Here is a 22,188-nt window from a genome sequence, read left to right as displayed (position 1 = left end):
ACGTGAGCATTGCGTGAGCGGACGGTACGGAAGCAGGCGGCACCCCGTGATGCGGTTGAGGGTGCCGCCCGCCTGTGACCTGCGAAAACGGTACCGAACGGCATGTGCCGGCATCGTTCGTCACGATCGTGCAGGCCCTTGTAATGCGTAGGTCGTCGGTTCGAATCCGACAGGGGGCTCAGCGGAAAGCCCAGCTCAGATGTTCTCTGAGCTGGGCTTTCCTCGTTCCGGTGGTTGTGTCGACGTCACCGGGGGCGGGCCCTGCGGGTGGAGGCCCGGCGCTGCGGGGAATCCGAGTGCGGCCCGTCAGTGGCATCGGCGGGCGTGGAGACGGGCGGCCTGGCGTGTCAGGTGGTCGCGTTCGGCGAGGTTGGGCGCCTTGTGGGCCGCCTCGGCGTACAGCCGGGCCGCCGTCGCCAGGTCGCCGTCGCGCTCGTGGAGGTACGCCGCCACCGCGGCGTGGCGGGGGAGGGGATGCGCCTCGCCCGAGTGGCGCCGGGGGTTCGGGGAGGAGGTGTCCAGTGCCGCGAGCGCCGCCAGGCCGGCACGCGGTCCCTCGGCCTCCCCGACGGCGACCGCGCGGTTGAGCCGGACGACCGGGCTGTCGGTCAGGCGTGTGAGCTCGTCGTACCACTCGACGATCTGTGCCCAGTCCGTCTCCCCGGCGGTGGGCGCGTCGGCGTGGAGTGCCGCGATGGCGGCCTGGGCCTGGAACTCGCCCAGACGGTCTCGGGCGAGGGCCGCCTGGAGGATTCCGACGCCTTCGGCGATCAGCTCCGTGTCCCATCGGCCGCGGTCCTGTTCGGCGAGCGGCACCAGGCTGCCGTCGGACGCGGTCCGGGAGGCACGCCGGGCGTGGTGGAGCAGCATGAGGGCGAGCAGCCCGGACACCTCGGGGTGGTCGATGCCGGCCGCGAGCTGCCGGGTGAGCCGGATGGCCTCGGCGGCGAGGTCGACGTCACCGGAGTAGCCCTCGTTGAAGACGAGATAGAGGACGCGCAGCACGGTGGCGACGTCGCCGGGCCGGTCGAAACGCCCCCGGGCTCCCGGTTCCGCCCGGGCGGGGGAGGTGCCGGTGCCGGTGCCGGCCACGGTGCGCTTGGCCCGGCTGATGCGCTGCGCCATGGTCGCCTCGGGCACCAGGTAGGCCTGGGCGATCTGGCGGGTGGTCAGCCCGCCGAGGGCACGCAGCGTGAGCGCGACCGCCGATGCCGGGGTCAGGGACGGGTGGGCGCACAGGAAGTAGAGCCGGAGTGTGTCGTCCACCGCGGGCGCCGGGCCGGGCGCCGGCTCGTCCTCGAAACGGTCCTCGCGCCGGCGGCGTGCGGTGTCGGCGCGCGCCGCGTCGAGGAACTTGCGCCAGGCCACGGTGACCAGCCAGCCCTTGGGGTCGCGGATGGGCTCTCCCCCGCCCGAGGGAGGCCGGGAGTTCGGGGAAGGGCCGGCCGCCCGGGCCCCGAGGGCCTCCACCAGCGCGTCCTGGACGGCGTCCTCGGCCGACGCGAAGTCGGCTCCGCGGCGGACGAGGACAGCGATCACGCTCGGCACGAGGCTCCTGAGCGAGAGCTCGTCCATCGGTGACGTCACTCCGTGATGGTGGGCGGCGCGGTCAGGAACGGGCGCACCTCCAGCCATTCGTGGATCGGCTTGCCGCCCGCTCCGGGGGCGGCCGACAGCTCCCCGGCCAGTTCGACGGCGCGCTCGTAGCTGTCGACGTCGATGATCATCCAGCCGGCGATGAGGTCCTTGGTCTCCGCGAACGGTCCGTCGGTGACCGGCGGGCGCCCCTCACCGTCGTAGCGGACCCATGCTCCCTCGGGGGCGAGCGCCTGACCGTCGACGAACTCGCCCGTCTTCTCCAGGCGGGCCGCGAAGTCGTTCATGTACTGCATGTGTGCTGAGATCTCCTCCGGGCTCCACCGGTCCATCGGCACGTCGTTGGCCGGGGCCGGGGCGCCGCGGTAGTGCTTCAGCAGCAGGTACTTGGCCATGGTGGTTCTCCTCGGTGAGGGTGCGGCCCATTGTGGTCGCGTTCACCCCGGGGACGGAGCCGGACGCGCGTTCTCGACATCGCCGTCCGGATTTTTTGGAACCGCGTCCGCCTCCGGCGCCGGCCCCCTCGTCAGTGCCGCCCCGCGATGCGGTCCGCCGTCTTCGCGAGGCGGTCGGTGCCGAGGTGGGGTGAGGCGGATTCGCGGCGGTCGGCGGTGCGGTAGGCGGCGTGGAGGGTGTGGACGCCGAGCCAGCGGAAGGGTTCGGGTTCCCAGCGGCGGACCTTGTGGTTGACCCAGGGGAGGGCGGTCAGCTCGGTGGGGCCGGCCTGGCCGGAGTCCTGCTGGATCAGGTCGCGCAGGGTGCGGGCGGCGAGATTGGCGGTGGCGACGCCGGAGCCGACGTAGCCGCCGGCCCAGCCGAGGCCGGTGCTGCGGTCCAGGGTGACGGTGGCGCACCAGTCGCGGGGGACGCCGAGCACGCCGGACCAGGCGTGGTCGATGCGGGCGCCCGCGGTGGTGGGGAAGAAGCGGACGAGCAGGTCGCGCAGGGCTTCGACGGTGGCGGGCCGGGTGCGCCCGTCGTTGTCGGTGGCGGAGCCGTAGCGGTAGGGGACGCCGCGGCCGCCGAGGGCGATGCGGTCGTCGGCGGTGCGCTGGGCGTACATGTAGGCGTGGGCCATGTCGCCGAGGGTTTCGCGTCCGTCCCAGCCGATGGTGTCCCAGAGGGACTCGGGGAGGGGCTCGGTGACGATCATGGAGGAGTTCATGGGGAGCCAGGTGCGGCGGTGTCCCTTGAGGCCCGCGGTGAAGCCCTCGGTGCAGCGCAGTACGTAGGGGGCGCGGACCGTGCCGTAGGGGGTGACGGCGTGCTTGGGCTTGATCTCGGTGACGGGTGTCGACTCGTGGATCGTGACGCCGAGGGCCTCCACGGTGTCGGCGAGGCCCTTGACCAGTTTGGCGGGGTGCAGGCGCGCGCCGTGCGGGGTCCAGCTGGAACCGACGGCCCCACGGACGCGGATGCGCTCGGCGGTCTCGCGGGCGCCGCGCAGGACGCGGTCGGTCTCGCCGAAGGCGATCTCCACGGAGTGGAAGTCCTTGAGGCGGGCGAGCTGGGAGGGGGTGTGGGCGACCTCGAGGACGCCGCCGTGGTGGATGTCGGCGTCGATGTTCTCGTGGCCGGCGGTGCGGATGACCTCGCCGACGGTGTCGTTCATGGCCTGCTGGAGGCGGACCGCGGCGTCGTGGCCGTGCAGTTGGGCGTAGCGGTTGCGGCCGGCGATGCCGTTGTAGAGCCAGCCGCCGTTGCGGCCGGAGGCGCCGTAGCCGCAGAACTTGGCTTCCAGGACGGTGATGTCGAGGAAGGGGGCGGCCTTCTTGAGGTAGTACGCCGTCCAGAGCCCGGTGTAACCGCCGCCGACGATGCAGACGTCGGCACCGGTGTCGCCGGGCAGGGGTTCGCGTGGGGCGGGGGTGCCTTCTTTCGCGTACCAGAACGAAATGCCGCCGTTGACGGTACTGACGGTGCTCATGTGTCCCCTGCTTGTCCGTGTGCGGCCCAGTCGCTGGGGGGACGTTACCTCTACGCTCGTGGGGTGATCGACGTACCGGGCGGCCTGGTCGTGAACCTGAGCGAGCACAAGGGTGCGCAGGGGCGGGCGTTCGCCGTTGCGTTGCCCGCGCTGGCCGGGAGTTTCCTGGAGCGGTGGGGGCTGCGTCTCGACGGGGTCGCGATGAGCGGGGTGTGCGCGCTGGTGCTTCCGGTGGTGCGGGAGGCGGACGGCCGCCGGGCCGCGCTGAAGCTGCAGATGGTGGATGAGGAGACGGTGGGGGAGCCGGTCGCGCTACGGGTCTGGGGCGCGGCCGGGGTGGGGGTGGTGGGCCTGCTGGAGCATGACCCGGCGACCGGGGTGATGCTGCTGGAACGACTCGACGAGCGGCGGCCGTTGGCCGATGTGGCGGATGCGCGGGTGGCGGTGCGGGTGCTCGCCGGGTCGCTGGCCCGGCTGGTGCGTGTACCGGCTCCGCCGGGGATGCGGCGGCTGGGGGACGCTGCCGCCCGGATGCTGGAGGAGGCGCCCGGGGCCGCCGCGGGACTGGTGGACGAGGACGAGCGGCGGCTGCTGCTGGACTGTGCGGCTGCGGTGCGGGAGGTGGCGGGGGAGCCGGGGGACCGGTTGCTGCACTGGGACCTGCATGACGGCAACGTCCTGGCCGGGCGCGCGGAGGAGGGCCGGGCGGGGGAGTGGGTCGTGCTGGATCCGAAGCCGTTGAGCGGCGATCCGGGGTTCGAGCTGTTCCCGGCGCTGTACAACAGGTTCGACGCGTCCGAGGTGTTGTGGAGGTTCGATCTGCTGTCCGGGGTGCTGGGGCTGGACCGGGAGCGTGCGCGGGCGTGGACGTTGGGGCGGGTGCTGCAGAACGGGCTGTGGGGGGTCCGGGGCGGGGCGCGGCGACTGGCGGCGGATCACGCGGAGATCGCCCGGCAGTTGCTGGGACGGAGATGAAGGACGGGGGGCCTGCCCGCCTGTCTAGGCTGCCTCCCATGATTCGTACAGCCACTGTTGAAGACGTTCCTGCCATCCACGCCATGGTCCGTGAGCTCGCCGAGTACGAGAAGGCGCTCGACGAGGCGAACGCGACCGAGGAGCAGTTGCGTGAGGCGCTGTTCGGCGAGCGCCCCGCCGCGTACGCGCATGTGGCGGTGTCGGACGAGGACGGGGAGGTGGTCGGGTTCGCCCTGTGGTTCCTCAACTTCTCGACGTGGCGCGGGGTGCACGGCGTGTATCTGGAGGATCTGTACGTGCGTCCCGAGCGGCGCGGCGGTGGCTACGGGAAGGCGTTGCTGACGGAGCTGGCGCGGATCTGTGCGGAGCGGGGTTACGGGCGTCTGGAGTGGTCGGTGCTGGACTGGAACGCCCCGTCGATCGCTTTCTACGAGTCGCTGGGTGCGCGTCCGCAGGACGGATGGACGGTGTACAGGTTGACGGACGGGGCGCTGGCGGAACTCGGGGCTTCCTGAGGTCCCTCGCGGTACGAGGGCGGCTTGCCCGTCATGCCGCGCCTTTCCGGGGCCTTGTGCCGCTTCGTCCACTTCTCGGTCGGGCGGGCTCTCCGGGCGCTGGTGTGCGGTCGCGCCGGCCCGGGTGGCCGAGCCCGAACAGGTGCTCGGCGTGGTGGATCACGTCGGCGCGCGGGGCGCCGGGGAGAGGGGGCCCGGGTCCGACGAACTGTTCGCCCGGCGGGGCGCGGGGCGGGTCCTGGGCGGTGAGGCGTGTGGTCCAGCAGGTGGCGTCGGGGCCGGGGCCGGGGCCGGGTCACGGCGGCGGGTCCGCAGGGTGAGGTCGAGCAGGGCGGTCCGGTCGCCGTCCCGGGGTCAGGGCGGGGTCTTCCAGCAGGGTGCGGGCGGAGTCCAGCCGGTTGGCGACGAGCACCGGTGCGCTGGGCCGGAGACCGGTCAGGTCCCCGGGGCCGATGTGTTCGGCGGTTTCGACGCGCACGCCGGGATCCCGGGCCCGGGCCGGGCCGGGGGTGATGCCGGTGGTGTGCGCCACGCTGGGGGCATGGCACGTACAGGCGGCAGGAGCAGCAGGAGCGCGGGTGCGAAGGACGGGGTGGCCGAGGCACGGCGGCCGGAGGTCCGGTTGCCCTCGCTCGTGGCGTACGACGGTGAGGGTCTGGAGCCCGACGGGGATTACGACGGTGTGCGGTTCGAGGAGACGGATCTGGCCGACGCGTCGGGGCCCGGGGCGCGCTTCATGGACTGCGAGCTGCGCGGCTGTGACCTGGACCGCGCGGAGCTGGCGCGGGCCAGGTTCGTCGACTCGGTGCTGACGGGCGTGCGGGGGGTGGGCACCGATCTCGCGGGGGCGTCGCTGCGGGATGTGGAGGTCGTGGACGCGCGGCTGGGCGGGGTGCAGCTGCACGGTGCGGTGCTGGAGCGGGTGCTCGTGCGGGGCGGGAAGATCGATTACCTGAATCTGCGCAAGGCGCGGCTGAAGGACGTCGTGTTCGAGGGGTGTGTGCTCTCGGAGCCGGATTTCGGTGAGGCGCAGCTGGTGCGGGTGGAGTTCCGGGACTGTGTGCTGAAGCGTGCCGACTTCAGTTCTGTGCGGATGGAGTCCGTCGATTTGCGGTCGGTCGCCGAGCTGGACATCGTACGGGGTGTGGAGCGGCTCGCGGGGGCGGTGATCAGCCCGTCCCAGCTGATGGAGCTGGCTCCGGCGTTCGCGGCGCAGATCGGGGTGCGGGTGGAGGCGTAGGCGTCGCGGGTCTCCGGGTGCCGTCAGAGGCGGGGGAAGCGGGCCTGGAGGTCCCAGACGACGGGATTGTCGGCGAGACCCTCGTGCATGTCGGCGAGGTCGGCGATCAGGTCGTGCAGGAAGTCGCGGGCCTCGCGGCGCAGCAGGGAGTGGCTGAAGGTGAGCGGGGGTTCGTCGCCGGGCATCCAGTCGGCCTCGATGTCCACCCAGCCGAAGCGCCGTTCGAAGAGCATCCGGTCGGACGATTCGGTGAAGTCCAGCTCGGCGTACTGCTGGCGGTGCGAGCGGTTGCCCCGGGGGTCGCGGTCGATCTGTTCGACGATGTCGCAGAGCGCCCAGGCGAAGTCGAGTACGGGCACCCAGCCCCAGCCTGTGGATACTTCGCGGTCGGCCTTGGTGTCGGCGAGGTAGACGTCCCCGGAGAACAGGTCGTGCCGCAGCGCGTGGACATCCGCGCGGCGGTAGTCGGTCTGCGGGGGGTCCGGGAAGCGCCGGGAGAGGGAGTAGCCGATGTCGAGCACGGTTCGATGGTGTCATGCCGTGCGGGCGTCCCGCGCCGTCCGGTGCTCCGGGGTCCCGTCGGCTGCGGGGGCGGTGCCGACCGTCTGGGGGGAGGGGAGCGGGGCCGGGGGGCTACGGGAGGAGCCGTTGTTCCTTGGCGACGGCGACCGCTCCCGTCCGGGTCTCCACGCCGAGCTTGTCGTAGATCCGGCCCAGGTGGGTCTTGACGGTGGCCTCGCTGATGAAGAGGGCCCGCGCGATGTCACGGTTGCCGAGGCCCCGTGAGAGCTGGCCCAGGATGTCTCGTTCGCGGTCGGTCAGGGTGGGCCGGGGGCTGCGCATCCGGGCCATGACCCGGCTGGCGACCGGTGGGGAGAGCGTGGTGCGGCCCTGCGCGGCGGCGCGGATCGCGGAGAAGAGCTCCTCCGGGCGTTCGGCCTTCAGCAGGTAGCCGGTGGCTCCCGCCTCGATGGCGCGGGTGATGTCGGCGTCGGTGTCGTACGTCGTGAGGACGAGTACGTTGGCGGTGCCCGCTCCGGCGGCTGTGATGCGGCGGGTGGCTTCGACCCCGTCGATGCCGGGGCCCAGCTGGAGGTCCATCAGGACGACGTCGGGGCCGAGCCGGGCGGCCAGGGCGACGGCTTCCTCGCCGCTGCCCGCCTCGCCCACGACCTCGATGCCGGGTTCCCCGCCGAGGAGGGCGAGCAGCCCGGCCCGTACGACGGTGTGGTCGTCGCAGAGCAGGATGCGGACGGGCGGAGTCATGCGCGTTCCTCCGAGGCGGGCCGGGTGGTGGAGTGGAGGGGGACGGTGGCGGACAGGACCGTGCCGTCACCCGGGGCCGATTCGACGGTCAGGGTGCCGCCGAGCTGCTGGACCCGGACCCGCATCGCCGGCAGCCCGTGGCCGCGTACGCCCTGGGGCGGGCGGGGCCCCGGCCGGCCGGGGCCGAAGCCCCGGCCGTCGTCGGCGACGTCGAGGACGACCCGGTCACCGAGGTGGGTCAGGGTCAGCGCGGCGGCGGTGGCCTCCGCGTGCTCGGTGACGTTGGCGAGGGCGCCCTGCGCGATGCGGAGCAGCGCCGACTGCACCCGGTCGGGCAGCGGGGCGGCCGGGTCACCCTCGACATGACAGCGGACGGTGAGGCTGCCGCGTGCCTGGGCGGTCTCCCGGGCGGCGAGCGTGTGGAGTGCCGCCTCCAGACCGCCGCCCTCCGCCAGGTCGGCCGGGGCGAGGTCGTGCACGAAGCGGCGGGCCTCGGCGAGACTGCGCTCCGCGATGCCGGTCGCCGTGAGGACGTGACGCCGGGCGGTGGCCGGATCGGTGCCCCAGGAGCGGTCGGCCGCCTGGAGCAGCATCTGCTGGCTGGAGAGGCCTTGGGCCAGGGTGTCGTGGATCTCCATGGAAAGCCGCTGGCGTTCGGCGAGCGTCCCCGCGCGGCGTTCGGTCGCGGCCAGTTCCCGCCGGGTGCGCAGCAGGTCGTCGATCAGCTCGCGCTGATGTGCGGCGAGCTCCCGTTGGCGTACGGCCTGGCGCTGCATGTGGACGAAGACGGCGGTGGCGACGGCGGCGACCGCGGGCGGGGCCAGGACGAGATTCGGGTCGAAGCCCGTGGCGAGCCGCAGTTGTGCGGCGACGACGAAGACGGTGAGCAGGGCCACGAGCGCCAGGGCGGCGCGCGGCGGCAGGATTCCCAGGCCCGTGTAGAAGAGCGGGACGGCGCACCACGCGAAGCTCGGCGCGAGGACGACCAGGACCATCCACACCACGACGAGGACGCCGAGCCAGGCCAGCCGTCGGGGGGTGGGACGGGAGCCGAGCACCGGGCCGAGGAGGTACAGCACGGCGAGCACGGCCGACAGCGCGATGATCCAGGGGGTCCGGGTCTCGCCGGGATGGCGCATCAGGAAGCGCGTGAGCGAGGCGCCGAGCAGCAGGAAGAACGCCGCGTGCATGAGGAGGGCCATCCACCGGGCGTCCGGGTCGTCACCTGGCGCGCCCTTCCGGTCCGTGGCGCCGGTGGTGCCCGGGGAGCCCGCCGCCTCCTGCCGGCCGGTGGTGTCCGGGCCGTCGGCCGCGCCCTTCCGGTCCGTGGCGCCCGTCGACGCCGTCCGCTCCGCGTCCGGGTCGCTTCCGTTCCGCCGCACCTCGTACCCCGCGCTTCCTCGACCAGGACCTGCGCTGCCGCATCGCCGCGCTGTTGCCTCCCGCGCTGTTGCTGACCTGCGCGGACACCCCATGGTCACCCCCCGGGGCCACCTCCGCATCAACCGATCGGCTGACGGGGCGGTCAGCCGGCACGGGTGCGGCTTCCAGCCGGTACGCCGACGGGGCGGGCCCGCATCCGGCCGGAGGATCGGTACCGGAAGCCAGACGGTTCGAGGCCGGACCGAAAACACCCGAGGAGTCCCACATGAAGAAGATGTCGCTGCGCACCCGTGTCCTGGCCGGTGCCGTCGCCGCAGCCGCCCTGGGGGCCGGAACCTTCGGCGCGATGTCCGCGAACGCGTCCGCCCCGGCCGCCGCGCCCGCCGCCGCAGTGAGGGCCGACGTCTCCGACCGGAATCTCCAGCAGTCCACCCACCTGACCGTCGCCGCCGCGACCAAGGCGGCGCAGGCCGCTCTGGACGCCGCGAAGAGGGAGAACCAGCGCATCTCGGTGGCCGTCGTCGACCGTAACGGCAACACCGTCGTGACCTTGCGCGGTGACGGTGCGGGCCCGCAGTCCCCCGAGTCCGCCGTGAAGAAGGCGTACACCGCGGTCTCCTGGAACGCGCCCACCTCGGAGCTGGTCGAGCGCCTGGAGCAGGCACCGAACCTGAAGGATATCCCCGGCACCCTGTTCCTGGCGGGCGGCTCGCCCGTGCAGGTCAAGGGCGCCCCGGTGGCGGGTATCGGTGTGGCGGGCGCCCCGAGCGGCGCCCTGGACGAGAAGTTCGCCGTGGCGGGCGTCGCCGCTCTCGGCCGGTAGCGGGCGGCGCGACCCCGGGGCCGGGGCCGGAACCGGTCGCGGGCCCGGAGAGGTCCGGCACACCGCCCGAGGCCGGCCGGCTCCCGGGTTCGACGGGGTGGCTTGACGTTCACACCGGTCCAGGCGGCGCCTCCGCTAGGTGAGGCGGATGCCGGACGACGCGACCGGACCGCGAACGCACGGGAGCCCCCGGCCGGCCTGAGCCGGGCGGGGGCTCCCGTGAGGAGGCCGTCTACGTCAGAGGTTGACGCCGAAGTCCTGGGCGATGCCACGCAGGCCCGAGGCGTAACCCTGGCCGACCGCGCGGAACTTCCACTCGGCGCCGTTGCGGTAGAGCTCGCCGAAGACCATGGCGGTCTCGGTGGCGGCGTCCTCGCTCAGGTCGTAGCGGGCGATCTCGGTGCCGCCGGCCTGGTTGATGATGCGGATGAAGGCGTTCCGCACCTGGCCGAAGTTCTGGCTGCGGGCCTCGGCGTCGTAGATGGAGACCGGGAAGACGATCTTGTCGATGTCCGCCGGGAGGCCCGCGAGGTTGACGTTGATCTGCTCGTCGTCGCCCTCGCCCTGGCCCGTGACGTTGTCACCGGTGTGGACGATGGTCTGGTCCGGCGTCGCCTTGTTGTTGAAGAAGACGAAGTGGCCGTCGGAGAAGACCTTGCCGGCGGCGTCGACCGCGATCGCCGAGGCGTCGAGGTCGAAGTCGGTGCCGGTGGTGGTGCGGACGTCCCAGCCGAGGCCGACCGTGACGGCGGTCAGGCCCGGGGCCTCCTTGGTGAGCGAGACGTTGCCGCCCTTGGACAGGCTTACAGCCATGGGAAGTCCCTTTCCTCGTCATGTGCGGGCTTCGTGCCATCACGAAAGCTACCGTCACCCGTCCTAACGCAGACAAGAGACCACGAGGTTCCTGCTCGCTTTACTTTCTTTGCCGAACTTCTGGCCGAACGCTCGCAAAACAAGGTGACGGACCGGCCGCGGGCCGGGGAACATGGGTGTCATGTCCGGGCCCTATGTCATCCGCGGTTCGGTCTCCCTGCCGGAGGCCGAACTCATGTGGCGTTTCTCGCGGTCCTCCGGGCCCGGCGGGCAGCACGTCAACACGAGCGACTCCCAGGTGGAGCTCCGCTTCGACCTCGCGGCGACCTCATCCCTGCCCGAGGCGTGGAAGGCCCGCGCGCTCGAGCGGCTGTCGGGCCGGCTGGTCGGCGGTGTCGTGTCCGTACGGGCCTCGGACCACCGCTCCCAGTGGCGCAACCGTGAGACGGCCGCCGTGCGGCTCGCCGCCCTCCTGGCGGAGGCCACGGCGCCGCCGCCCAGGCCGCGCCTCAAGAAGAAGATCCCGCGCGGCATCAACGAGCGCCGGCTGCGGGAGAAGAAGCAGCGGGGCGACACGAAGCGCGGGCGCTCCGGCCGCGACTGGTAGGCGTGCCGGGCGGAGGGCTCGGGTCAGCCCAGTTGCCGGTAGCGGCCCTTGAAGTACGTCAGGGGCTCGCCGTCAGGGCTCGGCAGCGACGCCTTCAGCACCCGGCCGATCACCAGCGTGTGGTCCCCGGCCACGACGCGCTGCTCCGTACGGCACTCCAGGGTGGCCAGGGCCCCGTCCACCAGCGGGGCTCCCGTGGTCCCGCCCCGTGTGCACGGGATGTCCGCGAACAGCAGCCGGTCGCTGATCCGTCCCTTCATGGCGAACCGCCCGGCGACGTGCCGCTGGCCGTCCGTCAGTACCGACACCGCCCACAGGGGCTGTTCGGCCAGCAGGTCGTCCATCCGTGAGTCGTTGCGCAGGCTCACCATGACCAGCGGCGGGTCCAGGGAGACCGACATGAAGGCGGTCGCGGTCATCCCGACGTCCTCGCCCCGGCCGAGCTCGTCGAGCGGCGGCTCCTGGGCGGTGATCAGCACCACGCCCGCGGCCAGACGGGACAGGGCGGCACGGAATTCGTCGTTGCTCACCCCTTCAGCATGGAGGACGGCTTCGGGGCGCGGGGCGGGAGGAGTCGTCTGGGGCACACCGGGCACGCTAGTGCCGCCGGGCCCGGCGTCGCATCGGGCCAGGGGACCAGCCGGGTCCTAGGACTCCGGGACCATGCGTCCCGATTTGCGTTCGGTAAACAACGGGAACCCCTGGAGGTGTCTCGGGCGTTCTTTGCCATCTCTTGTGACTTGAGTCACAGAGGGCGATATTTGTTGACCCTGTGTACCGGGTGCGCAGCTCACTGTGATTCAGTGGCCGTGACAGTGCAACAAGTACGTCGATATGAAACCTGGAGTTGCTGTCGAGGTCTCGGGGAGTGCGAGCAATGGAGGCCGAGTCGGAGCCGTACGTCCGCCTTGCGACCATGCGGCAGTTGCACCAGGCCGTCGCTGATCTCAACACGGCGCGGAGCCTGGCGGACACGCTGCAGTCCGTGGCCGACGGCATCGTCACCGGCCTCGGTTACGAGCTGGGCTGTGTGAACCTCGTCCGTCCCGACGGCGATCTCGTGGTCGCCGCGTTCGCCGGCGACAACGCCGCGGAAGCCCTGATCACCGGCCGTGTCGGCTCCCGTGAGTCCTGGGAGCGCAGGCTGTCGATGGGTGAGGCCTGGGACGAGCTCCGGTTCATACCCCACACCGAGGGCTGGGTGCTCCTCGACGACGACGTACCGCAGTGGCACACCGAGGGCCCGGAACCCCGTTTCGAGGACGAGTGGCATCCCCTGGACCGCCTCTACGCCCCCATGTACGCCTCCGGTGGAGGTCTGGACCTCCTGGGGGTCCTCTCGGTCGACAGGCCGCGCAACGGCCGCCGTCCCGGCGCCTGGGGCCGTGAGGCCCTCCAGATGTACGCCTCCCAGGCGGCCATTGCGATCAGTAACGCTCGCCTCCGAGCAAATATGCAGCGCGCCCTCGTCAGACTCGAGCGCGAGCAGCAGGCGCTGCGCGCCAGCGAGGAATCCTTCCGCCAGGCCTTCGAGTACGCCCCCAGCGGCATGGCCATCGCCGAAATGGGCGGTGACCAGCACGGGCGGCTGCTGCGCACCAACGACGCGCTCTGCCGGCTCCTGGGGCGGCCGGCCTCGGTCCTGCGCCGTTACTCCTTCGCCGACCTCGTCCATCCCGAGGACATCGGCACCCTGCTCCGCACGTCCGCCGAGGGCGGGCGGGCGGAGCTGCGGCTGGGGCGCAGGGACGGCACGTACCTCTGGGTCTCGCTGCGCAACTCCGTCGTCGCCGACACCACGGACGGCCCGCGCTTCCTGCTCACCCATGTCGAGGACATCGAGGAGCGCAAGCGCAACGAGCTGAACCTCGCACACCGCGCCTCGCACGACGCGCTCACCGGCCTGCCCAACAGTGCCGAGCTGCGCTCCCGGCTCAGCGCACGCCTGTGTGAGAGGCCTCACTCGCTCACCTCCACCGCGATCGAGGCGCTGGACGCGGCGTACGGCGATGTCGGGAGCTCGGCGCAGGGGTACCGGATGGACGGCTACGAAGGGGAGGTCGCGCCGGGCGTCGGTCCCTACGACCACCATGTGCACATCGAGGCGCCCGATCCGGAACACGACGACGGGACCAAGGGGCTCGCGGTGCTCTTCTGCGACCTCGACGGCTTCAAGTCCATCAACGACCGCTTCGGGCACCACGCGGGTGACGCGGTTCTCATCGAGGTCGCCCGCCGCCTCACGACCTGCGTACGGGACGGTGACACCGTCGCGCGGCTCGGGGGTGACGAATTCGTCGTCCTCGCGGACGGCCTGGGGGCGGCAGATGCCGCGGATCTGGCCGTACGCTTGCGTAACGCCATCATTCCGCCCATCAGGGTGGACGGCCGGGCAGTCAGGGTCGGGGCGAGTTTCGGTATCGGCTGGGCCGAGTGCGGCATGACGGACGAAGAGGTCCTGCACTCCGCCGACCAGCGGATGTACGTGGAGAAGCGGTCCCGATCGAAGGTTCACCGCAGAGCAGGCTGACGTTAACGCCCTGGCTGTTCCCGTACACCGCCCGGTTTTCCGGGGGGCCGGAGGCAATTCGACGCGTGCTCCGTTCGGGGTAGGCTCGGCCGGTCGGCGACGGCTGGCGACATGGTGAGGAGTGACCCAGGGATGACGGCCGGAAACAACGGCGCGAGCAAGCCCGAGGACGACGATCCGTTCGGCTATCTGTACGCGGACGGGCAGGCGGCAGGCGCACAGCCACCCGGGCAGGGTGGTTACGGCTACCCCGGTCCGGCGGCGCAGCCCGGCAGGCCCAGAACGTCGTACAACCAGGTGCGGGCGGTCGGCGAGCGCCAGTACGGGCAGGTCCCGCCGCAGCCGGCCTACGGCCAGCAGCCGCCGCAGTACGGCCGGCCGAACCCGCAGTACGCGGCGCCGGAGACCTATCCGGGTGGCGCGGTGACCGCGCAGCACGGGTCGGTGCCGGGCGGGGGTGGCAGGAATGCCGGTCCCGGCCGTGGCGGTCCCAACACGAAGGCGCTGCTGATCGCGGCCGTCGCCGTGGTCGCGGTGGTGCTCGTCGGTATCGGTGTCGCACTGATGACGGGCGACGACAACGACGGAAAGAAGGCCGAGGCCGGTTCCTCGGCGGGTCCGGCCGACGGGGTCGAGGAGTCCTCGAAGCCCGAGAAGTCGACGGAGCCGTCCCAGGAGCCCGTCGACCTTCCCGAGCAGGACGCGGCGACGCTGACGCTCGGGGGCACGGCCTCGCTGGACAACACGGTCAAGGGCGCGAAGAGCGCCAACGGCCAGTACATCAGCCTCAACGAGGTCGGCCGGTCGGCCACCTGGACGGTCGATGTGCCGGAGAGCGGCCCGTACACGCTGTACGTGACGTACGGCGTGCCGGGCAGGGACGCCAAGACGTCCCTCACGGTCAACGACGAGGCGCCCCGCTCCATCAACATGAAGAACTTCGCGCGTGCCGCGGAGGGCGACCTGGAGAAGGGCTGGACGAGGACGTACGCGTACGTCCAGCTGGAGAAGGGGTCGAACAAGCTGATGCTGTCGTGCAACGAGGGCGACTCGTGTGACGCGAACCTCGATCAGCTCTCGCTGAAGTCGGGTCACGTCAAGAGTTAGCCCGCCGCGGGAACCCGGCACCGCCGCGTCCCGGTCGTCGCCCGGCGAGCCGGGACGCGGCGGTGTGCGGGCACCCCCGGGGGAACGGCGTGTGTTCCCGCCCGCAGAGGTGGGGCCCGGGTGTTCTCAGGCTGCCGGCGCGTGCTGTTCGACGGTGACGCGGGCCAGCAGGTCCTCGTAGTCCGCGGGGTCGAACTCTCCGGCCGCCGGGGCCATCACGGTCGCCGTGGACAGGGCCACCGCGCGGGCCAGCCGGTCCGGCCAGCCCAGCCCTTCGGCGAGGGCGGAGAGCAGCCCGGCCACGGCGGAGTCGCCCGCGCCCGTCGGGTTGCCCCGCACGGCGGACGGCGGGGCCGCCCGCCAGATGCCGTCGGGGGTGACGGCGAGGAGCCCGTCCGCGCCCAGCGAGGCGACGACACTTCGCGCGCCCCGGCGGCGGGCGTCGCGGGTGGCGCGCAGGGGCTCGCGGGCCCCGGTGAGCCGGGCGAGCTCGTCGGCGTTCGGCTTGACGAGGTCGGGGCGGGCGGCGATGCCGCGGCGGAGGGGTTCGCCGTCGGTGTCCAGGAGGACGGGTACGCCGGCGGCGCGGGTGAGCCGCACGAGTTCCGCGTACGCGCCGACGTGGATGCCGGGAGGCAGACTGCCGCACAGGGCGACGGCCTCGGCCCCGGGGAGCAGTTCCCCGAAGGTCCGGAGGAAGGACGCCCATTCGTCGGCGCCGATGTGCGGGCCCGGCTCGTTCAGCTGGGTGGTGCCGCCGCCGGAGCGGTCGACGACGGCCACCGTGCGGCGGGTGTTGCCCGCGACGGTGACGAGCGCGTCGGTGGGCCGGTGGGGGAGCGCGCCGAGGAGCTCGCGCAGGACGGCTCCGGTGGCGCCGCCGGTGAAGCCGGTGACGACGGTGTCGTGGCCGAGCGCGGAGAGCACCCGGGCCACGTTGACGCCCTTGCCGCCGGGGCGTTCGGTCACCTCGTGGACGCGGTGGCTGCCGTGCGGGACCAGGGCGGGGACGGTGTACGTCAGGTCGAGTGCGGTGTTCAGCGTGACGGTGAGTATCACCTGCGCCTGCCCCCGTTCCCCGGTGGTCCCGTTCCCGTGCGCCGTCTCCGCACGGCGCTCTCCTCGGTGATCATGCCAAAGAGGCGGCGGCCGTCCCAGGTCCAGGGGAGAAACGCCGTCTCTTCGTTACGTCTTCGACCGGCCGCCCGCGAAGGACCGCTCTCATCCGGTGAGGGGGTCCACGATCCATTCGCCCCGGCGCATGACGCCCTTGAGGGCGAAGTCCGCGTCCAGGACCACCAGGTCGGCGTCCTTGCCCGGGTCCAGCGAGCCGACCCTGTCGTACAGGCCGAGCAGGCGGGCGGGGTTGGCGGAGATGGACCGGACGACGTCGTCGACGGGGATCCTGTCGATCGTGACGGCCCTGCGGAACGCGGTGTCCAGGGTGAGGGTGGAGCCCGCGATCGAGCCGCCCTCCACCAGGCGTGCGACACCGTCCCTGACCTCGACGGCGAGCGGTCCGAGCTCGTAGAGGCCGTCGCCCGCGCCGGCCGCGTCCATGGCGTCCGTGATCAGGGCGACCCGGTCGGCGCCCGCGTGGTGGTAGGCGAGCTCCAGGGCGGCCGGGTGCAGGTGCGTCCCGTCGTTGATCAGCTCGACGGTGACCCGCTCGTCCTCCAGCAGGGCCGCGACCGGCCCCGGGGCGCGGTGGCCGATGGCCGGCATCGCGTTGAAGAGGTGCGTGGCGACGGTGGCGCCCGCGTCGATCGCCTCGACGGTCTGCTCGTACGTGGCGTCCGTGTGGCCGACGGCGGCGATCACCCCGTGTTCGGCGAGCAGCCGTACGGACTCGACGCCGCCCGGGAGTTCGGTGGCGAGGGTGACCATCCTGGCGCTGCCCCGGGCCGCGTCGAGCAGCTTGCGCACCTCGGCGGGGTCGGGGTCGCGGAGCAGTTGCTCGCTGTGGGCGCCCTTGCGGCACGGGGAGATGAAGGGGCCCTCGAAGTGGATGCCGGCGAACTCGCCCTGCTCGACCAGTTCGGAGAGCATTCCGGCCTGGCGGGCCAGGGAGTCCATGTCGCCGGTGACGGTGGAGGCGACCATGGTCGTCGTGCCGTGTTCGCGGTGCGTCCGCGCTCCGGCCAGGACCTCCTCGGCGCTGCCGGTGACGAAGGACGCGCCCCCGCCGCCGTGGTTGTGCATGTCCACGAATCCGGGGACCACCCAGTGGCCCGAAAGGTCGACGGTCCGGGCGTCGTCCGTCGTGCTGCCGGCGATCCGGGTGCCCTCGACGATCACCCGGCCGTTCTCGACGGTGCCGGTGGGAAGCACCACCCGGGCCCCTGCGAGGACCATGCTGTCTGCGCGTCCGGCCATCAGGCGGATACCTCCGTGGAGAGTAGATCCCAGGCGAGCAGCCCTGCGCCCAGGCATCCGGCGGTGTCCCCGAGGGCCGCCGGGACGATGTGAGGCAGCTTCTGGAACGTGACCCGTTCCTCGACAGCCGCTCGCAGTGGTGTGAACAAGGTTTCCCCCGCCTCGGCGAGACCGCCACCGATGATGAGCGTGCGGGGATCCAGCAGGGTGAGCGCGGTGACCAGTCCGGCGGCCAGCGCCTCGACCGCGTCCTGCCACACGCGCCGGGCCTCCGGGTCGCCCGAGGCCACTGCTTTCGCGCAGTCCGCGGCGTCCGCACCGGGGTCGCCGGACGCGGCGGCCCAGGCCCTGGACACCGCGGCGGCCGAGGCGAGGGTCTCCAGGCAGCCGCGCTGCCCGCAGCCGCAGTCCGGGCCGTCCGGCCGGACCACGATGTGACCGATCTCGCCCGCGTAGCCGTGGGCGCCCGCCTCGATGGTGCCCGCGATGCCGATGGCTCCGGCGATACCGGTGCCCAGCGGCACGAACATGAAGCGGTCGGTGCCCCGCCCGGCGCCGAGCCGTCCTTCGGCGAGGCCGCCGGTGCGCACGTCGTGGCCGAGTGCGACCGGTATGCCGCCGAGCCGTTCGCCGACCAGCTTCCGCAGAGGCAGGTCGCGCCAGCCCAGATTGGAGGCGTAGACGGCGATCCCGCGTTCCGCGTCGACGATCCCGGGCACGGCGACGCCCACGGCGGCGGCGCCTTCGCCGAGGTGTTCCTCGCCGTGGGCGTACAGATCCGAGGCGAAGCCCAGGATCGTCTCCACGACGGCCGCGGCGCCGCGTTGCCTGCCGGTGGCCCGGCGCGTCTCGTGGAGCAGGGTGCCGTCGGCCCCGACCAGAGCGGCCTTCATTCCTGTGCCGCCCACATCGAGGGCGATGACGTGTCTCACGGAAGACAGTTTCGCCCGACGACCCCTAAAAGGTCTAGTCCACTATCCTGGTTTGTTGAGTACCCATACAAAACGGCCCTGCTAGATTGCCGAATCGATACACCGGTGGTGTAGACCTCCGTGTGGACGTGAGGCAGGCTCGCGGGTCCGTCGCCGGAGCGGCGAGGCCCGCGTCGAACGACGTAGGGATGGACAGGGCTGTGCAGCGGCGCTTTGTAGGTCTGACCGCGGCAGTGGCCGCACTCGGTATGACGGCGACGTTGACGGGGTGCGGTTCGGACACCGGAGACGGCGACGTCACGCTGCGGCTGGTGGCGGCCGATTACGGCACCGACGCGGCGACCAGCTCCCAGAAGTACTGGGACGACGTCGCCGAGAAGTTCGAGAAGGACAATCCCGGCATCGACGTCGAGGTCAGCGTCTACTCGTGGAAGGACGTCGACCGCAAGGTCGCCGAGATGGTGAAGGCCGGCGAGGCCCCCGACATCGCGCAGATCGGGGCGTACGCCGACTACGCCCGGGCGGGCAAGCTCTACACCTCCGCCGAGATGCTCGCCATCCGCACCGAGTCCAACTTCCTGCCCTCGCTCATCGAGGCGGGCGAGGTGGACGGCAAGACGTACGGCCTTCCGTTCGTGGCGAGCACCCGGCTCCTCTTCTACAACAAGGGCCTGTTCGCGAAGGCGGGCCTCGACGCCCCGCAGACCTGGGACGACATCCGGCGTAACGCCACCGCGCTCGAGAAGGACGGTGTGACCTACCCCGTCGCCCTGCCGCTCGGCCAGGAGGAGTCCCAGGCCGAGACCCTGATGTGGCTGCTCGGCGGAGGCGGCGGCTACACGGACGACATGGGCAACTACGCCATCGACTCCCCGGCCAACATAGCGACCTTCCGGTGGCTGAAGGACAACCTCGTCGGCAAGGGCCTCACCGGGCCCGTCGCCCCCGGGGAACTCGACCGGGCGAAGGCCTTCGAGGCGTTCACCGAGGGCGAGGTCGGCATGCTCAACGGCCACCCGACGCTGATGCAGGAGGCCGAGAAGAAGGGTGTCGAGGTCGGCATGGTCCCGTTGCCCGGGATCGAAGGGCCGACCAAGGGCTCGATGGGCGTGGCCGACTGGATGATGGGCTTCAAGCAGAACGGCCACCGGGTGGAGACGGGCAAGTTCCTCGACTTCGCCTACAAGGACGAGAACGTGCTGGCCTTCGCCGACCAGTACGACCTGCTGCCCGTGACCAGCAGCGCGTCCGACGTGATGGCGGCCGACAGCACGCACAAGCCGCTGCACGCGTTCCTGGCGGCACTGCCGAACGCACAGCTGTATCCGTTCGGCAAGACGTCGTGGGCGCAGACCAGCGAGATGATCAAGAAGAAGATCGGCTCCGCGGTCGAGCCCGGCGGCAACCCGGAGGGCGTGCTCGTGGAGATCGGGTCCCTGGCCCGGCAGGCGGAGAGCGCCGAGTAGGTAAGTTGGTCGATATGACCGCCCACCCATCTGACCCCCCTGATCCCCCGGCCCCGCTCACCGACCAGGAGCGTGCCGTGCTGGCCCTGGAGCGGCAGTCCTGGCCGGGGCCGGGGGCGAAGGAACGGGCGGTCCGGGAAGAGCTGGGCATCTCGCCGGTCCGCTATTACCAGCTGCTCAACGCACTCCTGGACGACCGACGCGCCCTGGAGGAGGACCCGGTCACGGTGAACCGTCTGCGCCGGGTCCGCGAGGCGAGGCGGGACCGCCGCTGAGCCGACGCCCGCTCCGCCGGGCACGGGGCGGGACCGGGCCCCCGGGCGGGGGGAAGGCCGTCGGGTCCGGCAGGCACTCCCGGGCACCGATACGCTCTGCCCATGGGCAACCCGGCACACCCCCTCCCGACCCCGTCCACCCAGGCCGGCCGCGAAGGCCTCGCCGCATTCCTGGCCCGTCCCTCCCGGGCGGTCGTCGCACTGGATTTCGACGGCACCCTCGCCGACATCGTCCCGGACCCGGAACAGTCCCGTGCCCACCCCGGCGTCGTCCCGGCTCTCTCCGCCCTCGCGCCCCTGATCGCCGCCGTCGCCGTGATCACCGGCCGTCCGGCCGACACCGCCGTGCGGTACGGCGGCTTCGCCGGAGCGCCGGGCCTGGACCGCCTCGTCGTCCTCGGGCACTACGGGGCCGAACGCTGGGACGCCGCCACCGGGGCCGTCCACGCACCCGCCCCGGACCCCGGGGTCGAAGCGGTCCGGGCGGAGCTTCCCGCGGTCATGGCGGGGGCGGGGGCCGGCACCGACAGGGGCATCTGGATCGAGGAGAAGGGCCGTGCGGTCGCCGTGCACACCCGCCGCGCCGCCGATCCGCAGGCCGCTTTCGAGGCCCTGAGCGTTCCGCTGGCCGCCCTCGCCGCCCGTCACGGTCTGATCGTCGAGCCGGGCCGCCTGGTCCTGGAGCTGCGCCCGTCGGGCATGGACAAGGGCGTGGCGCTGGAGGAGTACGTGAAGGAGACCGGCGCCGAGACGGTGCTCTACGCCGGTGACGACCTCGGTGACCTCGCCGCGTACGCCGCCGTGGACAAGCTCCGCACCCAGGGCGCCGCCGGCCTGCTGGTGTGCAGCGGCACGGCGGTCCCCGCCCTCGCCGAGCGCGCCGACCTGCTGCTGCCGGGTCCGGCGGCGGTGGCGGAGCTGCTCGGGGGCCTGGCCCGGCAGCTCACGCGGGGCTGACGCCTCCGCTCCGCAGCGCGTCGAGCTGGTCCAGGAACCACTGCTGCGGCGGCAGTGCGGTCGCGGCGGCGGCCAGGCGCTCCGTGCGGGCGCTCCGCTCGTCGGGCTCCATCGTGAGCGCCTCGTGCAGTGCCGCCGCCGTGGCCGACACGTCGTACGGGTTGACCACGATCGCGTCCTCGCCCAGCTCCTCGTACGCCCCCGCTTCCCGGGAGAGCACCAGTGCGCAGCCGCTGTCCGAGACGACCGGGACCTCCTTGGCGACCAGGTTCATGCCGTCGCGGATCGGGTTGACCAGGGCCACGTCCGCCAGCCGGTACGCCGCCAGGGAGCGGGCGAAGTCGTCGTCGACATGCAGCAGGACCGGGGTCCAGCCCTCGGTGCCGTACTCCGCGTTGACGGCGTCGGCGACCCGCTGGACCTCCGCCGTGTAGTCGCGGTAGACCGCGAGGTCCTGCCGTGAGGGGTAGGCGAAGGCCACGTGCACCACGCGCTCACGCCACTCGGGGCGCTCCTCCAACAGCGCCCGGTAGGCGTGCAGCCCGCGGACGATGTTCTTGGAGAGCTCCGTGCGGTCCACCCGCACGATCGTGCGCCGGTCCGCGCCCACCTGCTCCCGCAGGATCTCCATGCGGTCGTCCACATCCGCCTCGCGGGAGCGGCGGCGCAGGAAGTCGGCGTCCGCGCCCAGCCCGTGCACCCCGATCCGGGTGCGGCCGGTGCCACCCAGGATCTCCGTGCAGCAGCCGATGAACGCGTCCGCCCAGCGGCGGGTCAGGAACGCGGCGCGGTCGGCGCCCAGGATGCCCCTGAGCAACTGCTCGCCGATGTCGTCGGGCAGCAGGCGGAAGTAGTCGACGGGTGCCCAGGGGGTGTGCGAGAAGTGCCCGATCCGCAGGTCGGGACGGAGTTCGCGCAGTATGCCGGGGACCAGCGAGAGGTGGTAGTCCTGCACCAGGACCGCGGCGCCCTCGGCCGCCTCCTGGGCGAGTGCCTCGGCGAAGGCCCGGTTGTACGACTCGTAGGAGGCCCACTGCCGGCGGAACTCCGCGTCGAAGACGGGCTCCAGCGGTGTCTGGTAGATCATGTGGTGGACGAACCAGAGCACCGAATTCGCGATGCCGTTGTACGCGTCCGCATGGACCCCGGCGTCGATGTCGAGCATCCGCACACCCGGCTCGGACACCCCGCGCCGGACCGCCTCGCGGTCCCCGTCGCTGAGGGCGGCGCACACCCACAGCTTGTCGTCGACCGCGCTGAGGCCGGAGACGAGCCCGCCGCCGCCCCGTTTCGAGTCGAGCGTGCCGTCCTCCCGCAGTGCGTACGACACGGGGCCGCGGTTGGACGCGACGAGGACCTGGGCGGTGTGCTCGGAGACCATGAGCGGAACCTAGCCCGAT

23 protein-coding genes are annotated in these 22,188 nt (G+C 72.3%); 10 read left to right on the top strand and 13 right to left on the bottom strand.

Annotation, left to right across the window (positions count from 1 at the left end; genetic code table 11):
- Positions 1 to 306: 306 nt before the first annotated feature.
- From ACF1FZ_RS03345 to ACF1FZ_RS03335, 3 genes are all read right to left on the bottom strand, one after another.
- Positions 307 to 1,575 carry an RNA polymerase sigma factor gene (locus ACF1FZ_RS03345; RefSeq protein ID WP_391771809.1) on the bottom strand — a complete coding sequence of 423 codons (1,269 nt, stop codon included), beginning with the start codon at positions 1,573 to 1,575 and terminating at the stop codon, positions 307 to 309.
- Positions 1,576 to 1,583: 8 nt separating this feature from the next.
- On the bottom strand, positions 1,584 to 1,991 hold the full coding sequence (locus ACF1FZ_RS03340) for a YciI family protein (RefSeq protein WP_391771644.1): 408 nt from the start codon (positions 1,989 to 1,991) through the stop codon (positions 1,584 to 1,586).
- Between the two features lie 131 nt (positions 1,992 to 2,122).
- Positions 2,123 to 3,523 (bottom strand): NAD(P)/FAD-dependent oxidoreductase, encoded by a 1,401-nt coding sequence (locus ACF1FZ_RS03335; RefSeq protein ID WP_391771643.1) that lies wholly within the window; start codon positions 3,521 to 3,523, stop codon positions 2,123 to 2,125.
- A gap of 63 nt (positions 3,524 to 3,586) precedes the next feature.
- Between ACF1FZ_RS03335 and ACF1FZ_RS03330 the strand changes: the two genes are divergently transcribed.
- Both ACF1FZ_RS03330 and ACF1FZ_RS03325 read left to right on the top strand, forming a co-directional pair.
- Positions 3,587 to 4,498, top strand: a complete 912-nt coding sequence (locus ACF1FZ_RS03330; protein WP_391771642.1) for an aminoglycoside phosphotransferase family protein — start codon at positions 3,587 to 3,589, stop codon at positions 4,496 to 4,498.
- A gap of 38 nt (positions 4,499 to 4,536) precedes the next feature.
- On the top strand, positions 4,537 to 5,013 hold the full coding sequence (locus ACF1FZ_RS03325) for a GNAT family N-acetyltransferase (RefSeq protein WP_391771641.1): 477 nt from the start codon (positions 4,537 to 4,539) through the stop codon (positions 5,011 to 5,013).
- A 295-nt stretch (positions 5,014 to 5,308) separates the two neighbouring features.
- On the opposite strand, the gene ACF1FZ_RS03320 is transcribed toward ACF1FZ_RS03325, so the two are convergent.
- Positions 5,309 to 5,545, bottom strand: a complete 237-nt coding sequence (locus ACF1FZ_RS03320) for a hypothetical protein (protein WP_391771640.1) — start codon at positions 5,543 to 5,545, stop codon at positions 5,309 to 5,311.
- A 9-nt stretch (positions 5,546 to 5,554) separates the two neighbouring features.
- Between ACF1FZ_RS03320 and ACF1FZ_RS03315 the strand changes: the two genes are divergently transcribed.
- The gene (locus ACF1FZ_RS03315; protein WP_391771639.1) at positions 5,555 to 6,253 is read left to right on the top strand and encodes a pentapeptide repeat-containing protein; all 699 of its coding nucleotides are present in this window, start codon (positions 5,555 to 5,557) and stop codon (positions 6,251 to 6,253) included.
- Between the two features lie 23 nt (positions 6,254 to 6,276).
- Here the strand turns inward: ACF1FZ_RS03315 and ACF1FZ_RS03310 are convergent, their stop codons facing one another.
- From ACF1FZ_RS03310 to ACF1FZ_RS03300, 3 genes are all read right to left on the bottom strand, one after another.
- Positions 6,277 to 6,774, bottom strand: coding sequence for a hypothetical protein (locus tag ACF1FZ_RS03310; RefSeq protein ID WP_391771638.1), 498 nt, complete (start codon positions 6,772 to 6,774; stop codon positions 6,277 to 6,279).
- Between the two features lie 112 nt (positions 6,775 to 6,886).
- Positions 6,887 to 7,519, bottom strand: a complete 633-nt coding sequence (locus tag ACF1FZ_RS03305; protein ID WP_391771637.1) for a response regulator — start codon at positions 7,517 to 7,519, stop codon at positions 6,887 to 6,889.
- Positions 7,516 to 8,994: a sensor histidine kinase gene (locus ACF1FZ_RS03300; protein WP_391771808.1), complete on the bottom strand. Its 1,479-nt coding sequence runs from the start codon at positions 8,992 to 8,994 to the stop codon at positions 7,516 to 7,518. Before ACF1FZ_RS03300 ends, ACF1FZ_RS03305 begins: the two co-directional genes overlap by 4 nt.
- Positions 8,995 to 9,167: 173 nt before the next feature.
- Between ACF1FZ_RS03300 and ACF1FZ_RS03295 the strand changes: the two genes are divergently transcribed.
- Positions 9,168 to 9,725: a heme-binding protein gene (locus ACF1FZ_RS03295; RefSeq protein WP_391771636.1), complete on the top strand. Its 558-nt coding sequence runs from the start codon at positions 9,168 to 9,170 to the stop codon at positions 9,723 to 9,725.
- Positions 9,726 to 9,962: 237 nt separating this feature from the next.
- On the opposite strand, the gene ACF1FZ_RS03290 is transcribed toward ACF1FZ_RS03295, so the two are convergent.
- Positions 9,963 to 10,538, bottom strand: coding sequence for a TerD family protein (locus ACF1FZ_RS03290; RefSeq protein WP_391771635.1), 576 nt, complete (start codon positions 10,536 to 10,538; stop codon positions 9,963 to 9,965).
- Positions 10,539 to 10,710: 172 nt separating this feature from the next.
- Here ACF1FZ_RS03290 and arfB point away from each other — a divergent pair, with 172 nt between their 5' ends.
- Positions 10,711 to 11,145, top strand: coding sequence for an alternative ribosome rescue aminoacyl-tRNA hydrolase ArfB (gene arfB, locus ACF1FZ_RS03285; RefSeq protein WP_391771634.1), 435 nt, complete (start codon positions 10,711 to 10,713; stop codon positions 11,143 to 11,145).
- A gap of 23 nt (positions 11,146 to 11,168) precedes the next feature.
- Here arfB and ACF1FZ_RS03280 read toward each other — a convergent pair whose 3' ends face one another.
- Positions 11,169 to 11,675, bottom strand: coding sequence for a flavin reductase family protein (locus ACF1FZ_RS03280; protein ID WP_391771633.1), 507 nt, complete (start codon positions 11,673 to 11,675; stop codon positions 11,169 to 11,171).
- A gap of 347 nt (positions 11,676 to 12,022) precedes the next feature.
- Between ACF1FZ_RS03280 and cdgB the strand changes: the two genes are divergently transcribed.
- The gene (gene cdgB / locus ACF1FZ_RS03275) at positions 12,023 to 13,675 is read left to right on the top strand and encodes a diguanylate cyclase CdgB (RefSeq protein WP_391771632.1); all 1,653 of its coding nucleotides are present in this window, start codon (positions 12,023 to 12,025) and stop codon (positions 13,673 to 13,675) included.
- A gap of 132 nt (positions 13,676 to 13,807) precedes the next feature.
- Positions 13,808 to 14,782 carry a carbohydrate-binding protein gene (locus ACF1FZ_RS03270; RefSeq protein WP_391771631.1) on the top strand — a complete coding sequence of 325 codons (975 nt, stop codon included), beginning with the start codon at positions 13,808 to 13,810 and terminating at the stop codon, positions 14,780 to 14,782.
- A 126-nt stretch (positions 14,783 to 14,908) separates the two neighbouring features.
- On the opposite strand, the gene ACF1FZ_RS03265 is transcribed toward ACF1FZ_RS03270, so the two are convergent.
- The 3 genes from ACF1FZ_RS03265 to ACF1FZ_RS03255 form a co-directional block, all read right to left on the bottom strand.
- Positions 14,909 to 15,841 (bottom strand): 1-phosphofructokinase family hexose kinase, encoded by a 933-nt coding sequence (locus tag ACF1FZ_RS03265; RefSeq protein ID WP_391771630.1) that lies wholly within the window; start codon positions 15,839 to 15,841, stop codon positions 14,909 to 14,911.
- A gap of 162 nt (positions 15,842 to 16,003) precedes the next feature.
- A complete protein-coding gene (gene nagA / locus ACF1FZ_RS03260; protein WP_391771629.1) occupies positions 16,004 to 17,158 on the bottom strand; it encodes an N-acetylglucosamine-6-phosphate deacetylase in 1,155 nt (384 codons plus the stop codon).
- Positions 17,158 to 18,051, bottom strand: coding sequence for an ROK family protein (locus ACF1FZ_RS03255; protein WP_391771807.1), 894 nt, complete (start codon positions 18,049 to 18,051; stop codon positions 17,158 to 17,160). Before ACF1FZ_RS03255 ends, nagA begins: the two co-directional genes overlap by 1 nt.
- A 227-nt stretch (positions 18,052 to 18,278) precedes the next feature.
- Here ACF1FZ_RS03255 and ACF1FZ_RS03250 point away from each other — a divergent pair, with 227 nt between their 5' ends.
- From ACF1FZ_RS03250 to otsB, 3 genes are all read left to right on the top strand, one after another.
- Positions 18,279 to 19,556, top strand: a complete 1,278-nt coding sequence (locus ACF1FZ_RS03250; protein WP_391771628.1) for an ABC transporter substrate-binding protein — start codon at positions 18,279 to 18,281, stop codon at positions 19,554 to 19,556.
- Between the two features lie 14 nt (positions 19,557 to 19,570).
- Positions 19,571 to 19,831, top strand: a complete 261-nt coding sequence (locus ACF1FZ_RS03245) for a DUF3263 domain-containing protein (RefSeq protein WP_391771627.1) — start codon at positions 19,571 to 19,573, stop codon at positions 19,829 to 19,831.
- Between the two features lie 102 nt (positions 19,832 to 19,933).
- Positions 19,934 to 20,788 (top strand): trehalose-phosphatase, encoded by an 855-nt coding sequence (otsB, locus tag ACF1FZ_RS03240; protein WP_391771626.1) that lies wholly within the window; start codon positions 19,934 to 19,936, stop codon positions 20,786 to 20,788.
- Here otsB and ACF1FZ_RS03235 read toward each other — a convergent pair.
- Positions 20,775 to 22,169, bottom strand: a complete 1,395-nt coding sequence (locus ACF1FZ_RS03235) for a trehalose-6-phosphate synthase (protein ID WP_391771625.1) — start codon at positions 22,167 to 22,169, stop codon at positions 20,775 to 20,777. The genes otsB and ACF1FZ_RS03235 overlap by 14 nt on opposite strands.
- Positions 22,170 to 22,188: the final 19 nt, after the last annotated feature.

Source organism: Streptomyces sp. NPDC014623 (genome assembly GCF_043088245.1).
Lineage (GTDB): Bacteria > Actinomycetota > Actinomycetes > Streptomycetales > Streptomycetaceae > Streptomyces.
The sequence above is the reverse complement of the archived record's forward strand: the minus strand, read 5'-3'. Positions and strand labels throughout refer to the sequence as shown.